Genomic DNA, 10387 nt, shown 5'->3' with positions numbered 1-10387 from the left:
CAGAACCGCCTGATGCTGCCAGCCTGGCTGGGTGCCGGCGCGGCGCTGCAAAAAGTGGTGGAAGACGGCAAGCAGAGCAAGCTGGAAACCATGTGCCGCGACTGGCCGTTCTTCTCTACCCGTCTGGGGATGCTGGAGATGGTCTACTCGAAAGCCGACCTATGGCTGGCAGAATATTACGATCAGCGTCTGGTGAAACAGGAGCTGTGGGCGCTGGGTGCCGAACTGCGCGATCTGCTGGAAGCCGACATCAAAGTGGTGCTGGACATCGCCAACGACGCGCACCTGATGGCCGACCTGCCGTGGATTGCCGAGTCTATCCAGCTGCGTAACATCTACACCGACCCGCTGAACGTACTGCAGGCCGAACTGCTGCACCGTTCTCGTAAAGCGGAAGAAGAAGGCCAGGAGCCGGATCCTAACGTCGAGCAGGCGCTGATGGTCACCATCGCGGGCGTCGCAGCAGGTATGCGTAACACCGGTTAATTTATCAAGACGCGGACACCCCAAAAGGCCACATTCTTTGTGGCCTTTTTTCATACCCTCAGTTAAGGTTTCTTTGTTGTTCATCACGACAGGGAGCCCCATGTTTTTCGACATCAACCCACTGCTTTCCCGCATTGCGTCCGGGGCCACCCCGCTGCAAAAAATCGGTTTTGCCGGCAATCACACGCCCGTTCCCGATATGGCTTTTCAGGTCGACTTTCCGCGCCTCGAAATTGTGCTGGAAGGGCAACTCGCCGACGCCGGACTGGGCGACGACACGCCCATGCAGACGCTGGATGTGCTGTACGTTCCCGCTGGCGGCTGGAATTTTCCTCACTGGCTGGAACCTGCCACCACGCTAAGCATTCTGTTTGGCAAACAGCAGTTGGGGTTTAGCATCCAGCAGTGGGATGGCTACCGCCTGAGTAATCTGGCAAAACAGCATGTTGCCCGTCGCGGGCCGCGCGTCGGTTCCTTTCTGCTGCAAACCATGAGTGAAATTCAAATGCAGCCGCAGGAGCAGCAAACCGCGCGGCTGATTGCCACCAGCCTCATCAGCCACTGCGCCGATCTGCTCAGCAGCCAGATTCAGACCGCCTCGCGCAGCCAGGCACTGTTCGACGCCATTCGCGAATATATCGATAGCCACTTCGCCGAACCGCTGACCCGCGAATCGGTAGCTCAGGCGTTCTATATTTCGCCGAACTACCTGTCACACCTGTTCCAGAAAAGCGGCATTATGGGCTTTAATGAATACCTCAACCACACCCGCCTGGAGCACGCCAGACGGCTGTTGAAGGGGTATGATCTGAAGGTAAAAGAGATCGCCCACGCCTGTGGGTTCGTCGACAGCAACTACTTCTGCCGCCTGTTTCGCAAAAACACCGCACGCTCACCGTCAGAGTACCGTCGCCAGTACCACAGTCAGCTGACTACGACAGAATAATATGCGTGTGCTGAGGCGCGGAAAGCAGCTTACGCACCGCGATCATCACCTTTTGCGGATCGCGTAGAAAAGCGCTGATACCCGACTGCACATAGCGGCTCTGGGTAAAACGTTCGGCCCCATTCAACTCAATATCGGTGATCAGCAGTACCGCATCAGCGCGGCGAATGTCCTCTTCCGTGAGCGCATTCTCAATGCCCAGCGCCCCCTGGGTTTCGATTTTGATGGTCCATTTTTCCTGCTGACAGAGCTTCTCCAGACGTTCAGCCGCCATATAGGTATGGGCCACGCCGCTCACGCAGGCGGTTACCGCCACTAACATTCGTCCGCCCGTTGCCGTCATCGTCCCCTCCTTGCAGAAAACAAACGCTGGCAGGCGCAAATACTCTTTCGCGCCTGCCAGTCTGTAAGTACCTATAATATCGAGATAATGCTTATGCGCTCTGCGCTAAGTGTGCCTCGATTTTATTCATAATAGCGTCGGCGCGTTTTACTGCATCGCTAATATTGACGCGTACTATCGTTTTCCCGGTGAAGCGCTCTTCAAATTTGATGCCGATATCCTTGGTCAGAATGACCATATCCGCAGCCGCGACGTCGCTGGCGGTCAGCTCATTTTCCTGACCAATCGACCCCTGCGTTTCTACCTTCACGTTCCAGCCTTTGGATTTGGCCGCGCTTTCCAGCGCTTCCGCGGCCATGTAGGTGTGTGCTACGCCGGAAGGACAGGCCGTTACCGCAATAATATTGGTCATAATCTCTACCTTCTCAATTAGTTAATTTCGAAATCTAAATCCAGGTCATCTTCTTTTTCGACAACCGCTTTCTTGTTCTTACGCGCCAGGCTTTTCAGCAGGTTAACGCTGACGGCGGTCACCACAGCCCCCACCACAATCGCCAGCAAATAGCCCAGTTTGCCTTCTACCACCGGCAGGACAATCAGACCGCCCCATCCGGCGTAACACTGTGCCCCCATCAGCGCAGCGGTCACCGCGCCGCAAACGGAACCCAACATGATGGATGGAATCACGCGTAGCGGGTCGGCGGCAGCGAATGGAATCGCCCCTTCGGTGACGCCCACACAACCCATGACGAGCGCCGCTTTCCCGGCTTCGCGCTCTTCGTTATTGAAATTCTTACGATTAATCAGCGTGGCCAGCCCCAGACCCAGCGGTGGAACGCAGATACCGACGGCAGCAATCGCTACCACGGTATAAACACCCTGCGAGACACAAATCAGCATGAAGGCGTAGGCCACTTTGTTCACCGGGCCGCCCATGTCGAACGCCAGCATCAGGCCCATAATGACTGCCAGCACCACGATGCTGCCCTGCTGCATGCCTTGCAGCCAGTGGGTCAGGCTGGTGGTCAGCAGGCCCACCGGTTCACCCAGCCCCCACATCATCACGCCTGCGGTTATGAAGGTGCCGACGATAGGAATGACGAAGATTGGCATCACCGAGCGCAACACTTTGTGCACCGGGATTTTTTTCAGATAGTAGACGACGATTCCGCCGATAATCCCGGCGATCAGCGCGCCGAAGAAGCCCGCGCCAAAACTGTTGCCCACCCACGCGCCGATGGCGCAAGGCGCCAGTGCGGAGCGCTCGGCGATGGAATAGCCAATGTAGGCGGCGAGGAACGGCACCATCAGCGTCAGACCTGCCACACCAATATCAAACAGCTTTTTCAGGTTGGGATCGGTGGCCGCATCCGGTACGGCCCCTTTGCCGTACAGCATGACCGAGACCGCCAGTAAAATTCCCCCCGCAACCACAAACGGGATCATGTGCGACACGCCAGTCATTAAGTGCTGACGGGTGTTTTTGAGTATGTGCACCAATTCTTTCATCAGTCGCTCCTGGGCTTCTTCGGCCCATGTCCATTAAGGTGTTGTGGCAAACAATAGGCAATTGGTGGCGGGACAGACAGTGGATAAAAAGTGCATTTACTGGATTTTTGTAATGTCAGAAGAAAAATGCGAGCGACCTCAAAAGTTAACGCTATTCCCCTCTTTATAAGCTCCACTAGCAACCTGTGAGATGGCTCGCATTTTCAAGCGGACAATACATTTGTCCAGTTTTTGACATAAATGTCAGATAGCAGCGCCGATAACATGCCCCCTATTCTGTTACCCATATCGACTGATTTGGGAGAGAAGGTTATGGCCTTGGTTGTTGAATTTATCTGTGAATTGCCGAACGGCGTGCACGCCCGTCCGGCCAGCCATGTCGAAACGCTGTGCAATACCTTTTGCTGCGACATTGAATGGCATAACCTGCGCACTGACCGTAAAGGCAACGCCAAAAGCGCGCTGGCGATTATCGGTACCGACACGCTGGCGGGCGATAGCTGCCAGTTGCTCATTAGCGGTGCTGATGAAAACGCCGCTCACGAACGCCTGTCCGTCTGGTTGAAGGACGAATTCCCGCTGTGCGATGCGCCGCTGGCGCAAGTTACCGCCGTTGAGCAGGAACCGCTGCCGGCGTCACTGACTCGCCTGGGCCCAACGCTGTTCCGCGCGCAGCCGGTATGCAACGGCAGCGCCGGCGGCGTCCTGACCCGCCTGGCCGCGCTGGATCTCAATAACCTCGGCGAACTGCCTGCGGCACAAAGTCCGGAGCAGGAACAATCCGCGCTGGACGGCGGCCTGACGCGGCTGGTCAGAACGCTGGAGCTGCGCCTGCTGGACAGCGACAGCACCGCCAGCACTATCCTTGAAGCACATCGTTCGCTGGCCACCGACACCTCGCTACGCCAGCATCTGCTGGAAGGCGTCAATCAGGGCCTCAGCTGCGCACAGGCAATTATCGCCAGCACCAACCATTTCTGCGCCGAGTTCGCCCGTTCCAGCAGCAGCTATCTGCAGGAGCGCGCGCTGGACGTACGGGACGTCGGCTTTCAGCTTTTACAGCACATTTATGGCGAACAGCGTTTCCCGGCGCCGGGCCAGCTGACTCAGCCGTCTATCTGTATGGCGGAAGAGCTAACCCCAAGCCAATTCCTTGAGCTGGACAAAACGCAGCTCAAAGGCCTGCTGCTGCAAAGCGGCGGCACGACCTCACACACGGTAATACTTGCGCGCTCATTCAATATTCCCACCCTTGTTGGCGTGGAGATTGACGCGCTGACGCCGTGGCAAAACCAGACGGTCTACCTTGATGGCAACGCCGGAGCAGTCATTGTCGCGCCTGACGAAGCTATTACCCGCTACTACCAGCAGGAAGCGCGCGTCCAGGCCGCTATCCGCGAACAGCAGAGCGTGTGGCTGAATAAAGAGGCGCGCAGCGCCGACGGGATTCGTCTGGAAGTGGCGGCCAACATCGCTCACTCCGTCGAAGCGCAGGCGGCCTTTGGTAACGGCGCGGAAGCAGTTGGTCTGTTCCGCACCGAAATGCTGTATATGGACCGCGCCAGCGAGCCGAGCGAGAGCGAGCTCTACAATATTTTCTGTCAGGCGCTGGAGTCCGCCAACGGACGTAGCATTATCATCCGCACCATGGATATCGGCGGTGATAAGCCGGTGGATTACCTGAATATTCCAGCGGAGAACAACCCGTTCCTTGGCTACCGCGCGGTGCGTATTTATGAAGAATATTCCACGCTGTTCATCACCCAGCTGCGCGCCATTCTGCGCGCCTCGGCGCACGGCAGCCTGAAAATTATGATTCCGATGATCTCCTCCATGGAAGAGATCCTGTGGGTAAAAGAAAAGGTAGCCGAAGCGAAACAGCAACTGCGCAGCGAGCACGTGCCGTTTGATGAGCGCATTCCGCTGGGCATCATGCTGGAAGTCCCTTCGGTCATGTTTATCATCGATCAGTGCTGCGAAGAGATTGATTTCTTTAGCATCGGCAGCAATGACCTGACGCAATACCTGCTGGCAGTCGACCGTGATAACGCAAGAGTAACCCGTCACTACAACAGTCTGAATCCGGCCTTCCTGCGCGCACTCGACTACGCCGTCCAGGCGGTGCATCGTCAGGGAAAATGGATTGGTCTGTGCGGCGAACTGGGAGCGAAAGGCTCCGTCCTGCCGCTGCTGGTTGGGCTGGGGCTGGACGAAATCAGCATGAGCGCGCCCTCGATTCCGGCCACCAAAGCGCGCCTGGCCCAGCTCGACAGCCGCGCCTGTCGTCAGCTTCTGAATCAGGCGATGGCCTGCCGTACCTCGCTGGAAGTGGAACATTTACTGGCACAGTTCCGCATGAGCCAGCAGGATGCGCCGCTGATTACCCCGCGCTGCATTTCGCTGGATAACGACTGGCGCAGCAAAGAGGAGGTGCTCAAAGGCATGACCGATAACCTGCTGCTCGCCGGGCGCTGCCGCTATCCGCGCAAGCTTGAGGCCGACCTGTGGGCACGCGAAGCGGTCTTCTCGACCGGCCTTGGCTTTAGCTTTGCCATTCCGCACAGCAAATCTGAGCATATTGAACAGTCGACCATCAGCGTCGCACGCCTGCCCGCGCCGGTGACCTGGGGCGATGAACAGGCGCAATTCATCATTATGCTGACGCTTAACAAACATGCCGCGGGCGACCAGCATATGCGCATTTTCTCGCGCCTGGCTCGCCGGATTATGCATGAAGAATTCCGTCACTCGCTGGTTAACGCCGCTTCAGCCGACGCGATTGCCAGCCTGCTGCAACACGAACTGGAACTTTAAGAGGACATAGCATGGAACTGTATCTGGATACCGCCAATGTGCAGGAAGTTGAGCGTCTGGCGCGTATTTTCCCGATTGTTGGCGTGACCACCAACCCGAGTATTGTCGCCGCCAGCCGTGAATCTATCTGGGATGTGCTGCCGCGCCTGAAAAAAGCGATGGGCGAAAACGGCACGCTGTTTGCCCAAACCATGAGCCGCACGGCGGATGGTATGGTTGCCGACGCTCGTCGCCTGAACGAGGCCGTTCCCGGCATCGTGGTGAAAGTACCGGTCACCGCCGAAGGGCTGGCTGCAATTAAGCTATTGAAAAAAGAAGGCATACCGACGCTGGGTACCGCGGTTTACAGTGCGGCGCAGGGGCTGCTCGCCGCACTGGCCGGAGCCGAATATGTCGCGCCATACGTTAACCGCGTGGATGCCCAGGGTGGCGACGGTATCCGTATGGTGCAGGAATTACAAACGCTGCTGGAACTGCATGCGCCACAGAGCAAAGTGCTAGCTGCCAGCTTCAAAACCCCACGTCAGGCGCTGGACTGTTTATTAGCGGGATGTGAGGCCATCACCCTTCCTTTAGATGTAGCGCAACAAATGCTCGGCACGCCCGCTGTAGAGTCAGCTATAGAGAAGTTCGAGCAAGACTGGAAAAACGCATTTGGTAATCTGAACCTGTAAGGGAGAAATGTATGGATCGCATTATTCAATCACCAGGTAAGTATATTCAGGGCGCTGACGTCATCACTCGCCTGGGTGATTACTTAAAACCGATGGCGAATAGCTGGCTGGTCGTCGGCGATAAGTTTGTACTGGGATTTGCCGAAGAGACGCTGCGCAAGAGCCTGACCGGCGCAGGTCTGTCCGTTGAAATCGCGCCGTTTGGCGGCGAGTGCTCACAGAATGAAGTCAATCGACTGCAGGACGTCGCCACCAGCGCAAAATGCAGCGCTATTTTAGGTATTGGCGGCGGGAAAACGTTGGATACCGCGAAAGCGCTGGCCCACTTTATGAATTTGCCGGTGGCTATCGTGCCCACCATCGCCTCCACCGACGCGCCGTGCAGCGCGCTCTCCGTGTTGTACACCGATGACGGTGAATTCGACCGCTACCTGATGCTGCCGCATAACCCAAACATGGTTATCGTCGACACCAAAATCGTCGCCGGCGCCCCGGCACGTCTGCTGGCCGCCGGGATTGGCGATGCGCTGGCCACCTGGTTTGAAGCCCGCGCCTGCTCACGCAGCGGCGCCACCACCATGGCAGGCGGCAAGTGTACTCAGGCGGCGCTGGCGCTGGCCGAACTGTGCTACAACACGCTGATTGAAGAAGGTGAAAAAGCGATGCTGGCCGCCGAGCAGCACGTGGTCACTCCGGCGCTGGAGCGCGTGATTGAAGCCAATACCTATCTCAGCGGCGTTGGTTTTGAAAGCGGCGGCCTGGCCGCGGCGCACGCAATCCACAACGGTATGACGGCCATTCCTGACGCTCACCATTTCTACCACGGCGAAAAAGTCGCCTTCGGTACGCTGACTCAACTGGTGCTGGAAAACGCGTCGGTGGAAGAAATTGAGACCGTTGCCGCGCTGTGCCACAGCGTTGGTCTGCCGATCACCCTGGCGCAGCTGGATATTAAAGAAGATATCCCGGCGAAAATGCGCCTGGTGGCGGAAGCGGCCTGCGCGGAAGGGGAAACCATTCACAACATGCCTGGCGGCGCGGATCCTGACCGCGTGTACGCGGCGCTGCTGGTTGCCGACCAGTATGGGCAGCGTTTTCTGCACGAGTGGGAGTAACCCCCTCACCCTAACCCTCTCCCCACAGGGGAGAGGGGACCGTTTAGTGCGGTTTGTGAATACAGCGATCAAAATCTGCTCAGACCGCTTTTCTCCCTCGTCCCTTTGAGGAGAGGAGCGTAATGAGCCGTTTTAGGTACAGCACTCAAAATCGACTCGGGCCGATTTTCCCCCTCGCCCCTTTGGGGAGAGGGCCGGGGTGAGGGGAAATCCCGCCCCCCCCACCAACAAAAATCCCCGCTTTCGCGGGGATTTTTTTATACCGTCAAACCGACCTTACAGCAGGTCAAAACGGTCCAGGTTCATCACTTTCACCCAAGCCGCGACGAAGTCCTTCACAAACTTCTCTTTCGCATCGCTGGAAGCGTAAACCTCCGCCAGCGCGCGCAGTACGGCGTTGGAACCGAACACCAGATCGGCGCGCGTCGCAGTGTATTTCACCTCACCGCTCACACGATCACGGCCTTCAAACAGCTCAGCCGTTTCGTCCGTAGCCTTCCATTCGGTGCGCATATCCAGCAGATTGACGAAGAAGTCGGTGGTCAGCGCACCGACGTTGTCGGTCAACACGCCGTGGTTGCTGCCGTCAAAGTTCGCACCCAGTACGCGCATCCCGCCGACCAGTACGGTCAGTTCCGGTGCGGTCAGCGTCAGCAACTGTGCTTTGTCGATCAGCAGAGACTCGGTGGTCGCTTCACCCGGCGCCGCACGATAGTTACGGAAACCATCGGCAACCGGCTTGAGCAGTTCGAACATCTCGATATCAGTCTGATCCTGACGCGCATCAACGCGGCCCGGGGTGAACGGTACGGAAATGTTAACGCCAGCCGCTTTCGCCGCCTGCTCAACGCCCACCACGCCAGCCAGCACGATAATATCGGCCAGCGACGCTTTATGCGCCGATTTATAGATGCCTTCCAGCACTGGCAACACGCGTGCCGCCGTAGCGTTAACGTCCCAGCTACGCTGCGGAGCCAGCGCCAGACGCGCGCCGTTCGCGCCGCCACGCTTATCACCGCCGCGGAACGTTGAGGCTGATGCCCACGCTACCGACACCAGTTCGCTCACCGTCAGACCGGAAGCGGCAATATCCGCTTTCAGACTGGCGATATCTTCTGCTGATGGGTTGAAGAACGCGTGCGGCAGCGGATCCTGCCAAATCAGATCTTCACGCGGTACTTCCGGCCCGATGTAACGCGCTTTTGGCCCCATATCACGGTGGGTCAGTTTGAACCACGCGCGGGCAAAGGCTTCGTTGAAGGCCTGCGGATCGTTAAGGAAGCGACGGGAAATTTTCTCGAAGTCCGGGTCGAAGCGCAGCGTCAGGTCGGTCACCAGCATCGTTGGCTTACGTTTTTTCGACGGGTCGAACGGATCCGGAATGATTTCCGGCGCGTCTACTGCTTCAAACTGGATAGCGCCAGCCGGGCTGCGAGTCTGTACCCATTCGTATTTGAACAGGTTCTCGAAGAAGTAGTTGCTCCACTGGGTCGGGGTCTGAGTCCATACCACTTCCAGACCAGAGGTGATCGCATCTTTACCGACGCCCGTGCCGAAATCGCTCTTCCAGCCGAGGCCCTGGTTTTCAATCGGCGCCGCTTCAGGATCCGGACCAACATGCGTGGCCGGGCCTGCGCCGTGGGTTTTACCCAGCGTGTGGCCACCGGCGATCAGGGCGACGGTTTCTTCGTCATCCATACCCATGTTGCCGAAGGTTGCGCGAATGGCCGATGCCGCCGACAGCGGTTCGCCGCTGGCGTTTGGTCCTTCCGGGTTGACGTAAATCAGGCCCATTTCAGTGGCTGCCAGCGGGCGTTTTGCCAGCTCTTCCGGGTCACGGTGCGCCAGCCAGGTTTTTTCATCACCCCAGTTCACGTCCAGATCCGGTTCCCAGACGTCTTCACGCCCGGCACCAAAACCAAAGGTACGGAAGCCGGAGTTTTCCAGCGCCACGTTACCCGCCAGAATATACAGGTCGGCCCAGGAAATTTTTTGGCCGTATTTCTGTTTGATTGGCCACAGCAGACGACGCGCCTTATCCAGGCTCACGTTATCCGGCCACGAGTTCAGCGGGGCAAAACGCTGTTGACCGCGACCTGCGCCACCACGACCATCGGCTGAACGGTAGGTACCCGCCCCGTGCCACGCCATGCGGATAAACAGCCCCACATAGCTACCCCAGTCGGCAGGCCACCAGGATTGCGACTCGGTTAACAGCGCGCGGATGTCCCCCTTCAGTGCGGAGTAATCTAATTTGCTGAATTCTTTACGATAATCGAAATCCTCACCCAGCGGGTTGGATCGATTGGAATGCTGATTAAGTAGATCAACGCGCAGCTGTTTCGGCCACCAGTCTTTGCTACTGGTGCCGGCACCGGCGCTCTGGTCGTGGCCACCACCGTGGTGGAAAGGACATTTACCTGCGTTCTGGATATCGTCTGGCGTGCTCATCACTATGCTCCCTTACAGTATTTATCGTTAAGATATACACCCCTGCTGA

General features: G+C 57.6%; 9 protein-coding genes. 5 read left to right on the top strand and 4 right to left on the bottom strand.

Going from position 1 to position 10387, the window contains the following annotated elements:
* Together ACW14G_RS15585 and ACW14G_RS15580 are read left to right on the top strand one after the other, a co-directional pair.
* The coding region (locus ACW14G_RS15585) for a phosphoenolpyruvate carboxylase (RefSeq protein ID WP_455648670.1) at window positions 1–486 on the top strand (486 nt) is incomplete at its 5' end.
* Window positions 487–586: 100 nt separating this feature from the next.
* On the top strand, window positions 587–1432 hold the full coding sequence (locus ACW14G_RS15580) for a helix-turn-helix transcriptional regulator (protein WP_249022516.1): 846 nt from the start codon (window positions 587–589) through the stop codon (window positions 1430–1432).
* On the opposite strand, the gene ACW14G_RS15575 is transcribed toward ACW14G_RS15580, so the two are convergent.
* The 3 genes from ACW14G_RS15575 to ACW14G_RS15565 all read right to left on the bottom strand — a co-directional run bounded on the left by ACW14G_RS15575 (window position 1419) and on the right by ACW14G_RS15565 (window position 3284).
* Complete coding sequence (locus ACW14G_RS15575; protein ID WP_167577186.1) at window positions 1419–1775, bottom strand: PTS fructose-like transporter subunit IIB; 357 nt, start codon at window positions 1773–1775, stop codon at window positions 1419–1421. The two genes, ACW14G_RS15580 and ACW14G_RS15575, sit on opposite strands and share 14 nt — an antisense overlap.
* Window positions 1776–1866: 91 nt before the next feature.
* Complete coding sequence (locus ACW14G_RS15570; protein ID WP_163448625.1) at window positions 1867–2187, bottom strand: PTS fructose-like transporter subunit IIB; 321 nt, start codon at window positions 2185–2187, stop codon at window positions 1867–1869.
* A gap of 17 nt (window positions 2188–2204) precedes the next feature.
* Window positions 2205–3284 (bottom strand): PTS fructose transporter subunit EIIC, encoded by a 1080-nt coding sequence (locus ACW14G_RS15565; protein ID WP_163448626.1) that lies wholly within the window; start codon window positions 3282–3284, stop codon window positions 2205–2207.
* Window positions 3285–3596: 312 nt separating this feature from the next.
* Here ACW14G_RS15565 and ptsP point away from each other — a divergent pair, with 312 nt between their 5' ends.
* The 3 genes from ptsP to gldA are packed head-to-tail and all read left to right on the top strand — an operon-like array spanning window position 3597 to window position 7887.
* Complete coding sequence (ptsP, locus tag ACW14G_RS15560; RefSeq protein WP_249022517.1) at window positions 3597–6098, top strand: phosphoenolpyruvate--protein phosphotransferase; 2502 nt, start codon at window positions 3597–3599, stop codon at window positions 6096–6098.
* An 11-nt stretch (window positions 6099–6109) separates the two neighbouring features.
* The gene (fsa, locus tag ACW14G_RS15555) at window positions 6110–6772 is read left to right on the top strand and encodes a fructose-6-phosphate aldolase (protein ID WP_167577189.1); all 663 of its coding nucleotides are present in this window, start codon (window positions 6110–6112) and stop codon (window positions 6770–6772) included.
* Window positions 6773–6783: 11 nt separating this feature from the next.
* On the top strand, window positions 6784–7887 hold the full coding sequence (gldA, locus tag ACW14G_RS15550; RefSeq protein WP_163448629.1) for a bifunctional L-1,2-propanediol dehydrogenase/glycerol dehydrogenase: 1104 nt from the start codon (window positions 6784–6786) through the stop codon (window positions 7885–7887).
* 276 nt (window positions 7888–8163) lie between these two features.
* On the opposite strand, the gene katG is transcribed toward gldA, so the two are convergent.
* Entirely contained in the window at window positions 8164–10338 is a 2175-nt protein-coding gene (gene katG / locus ACW14G_RS15545) for a catalase/peroxidase HPI (RefSeq protein ID WP_163448630.1), read from the bottom strand.
* Window positions 10339–10387: the final 49 nt, after the last annotated feature.

The sequence above is a fragment of the Kluyvera sp. genome, assembly GCF_965301105.1.
The sequence above is the reverse complement of the archived record's forward strand: the minus strand, read 5'-3'. Positions and strand labels throughout refer to the sequence as shown.

What these genes read in the sequence shown, in the direction of transcription:
- ACW14G_RS15580 (WP_249022516.1), top strand. Translation starts at nt 587, where the DNA reads ATGTTTTTCGACATCAACCCACTGCTTTCCCGCATTGCGTCCGGGGCC.
- ACW14G_RS15575 (WP_167577186.1), bottom strand. Translation starts at nt 1,775, where the DNA reads ATGACGGCAACGGGCGGACGAATGTTAGTGGCGGTAACCGCCTGCGTG.
- ACW14G_RS15570 (WP_163448625.1), bottom strand. Translation starts at nt 2,187, where the DNA reads ATGACCAATATTATTGCGGTAACGGCCTGTCCTTCCGGCGTAGCACAC.
- ACW14G_RS15565 (WP_163448626.1), bottom strand. Translation starts at nt 3,284, where the DNA reads ATGAAAGAATTGGTGCACATACTCAAAAACACCCGTCAGCACTTAATG.
- ptsP (WP_249022517.1), top strand. Translation starts at nt 3,597, where the DNA reads ATGGCCTTGGTTGTTGAATTTATCTGTGAATTGCCGAACGGCGTGCAC.
- fsa (WP_167577189.1), top strand. Translation starts at nt 6,110, where the DNA reads ATGGAACTGTATCTGGATACCGCCAATGTGCAGGAAGTTGAGCGTCTG.
- gldA (WP_163448629.1), top strand. Translation starts at nt 6,784, where the DNA reads ATGGATCGCATTATTCAATCACCAGGTAAGTATATTCAGGGCGCTGAC.
- katG (WP_163448630.1), bottom strand. Translation starts at nt 10,338, where the DNA reads ATGAGCACGCCAGACGATATCCAGAACGCAGGTAAATGTCCTTTCCAC.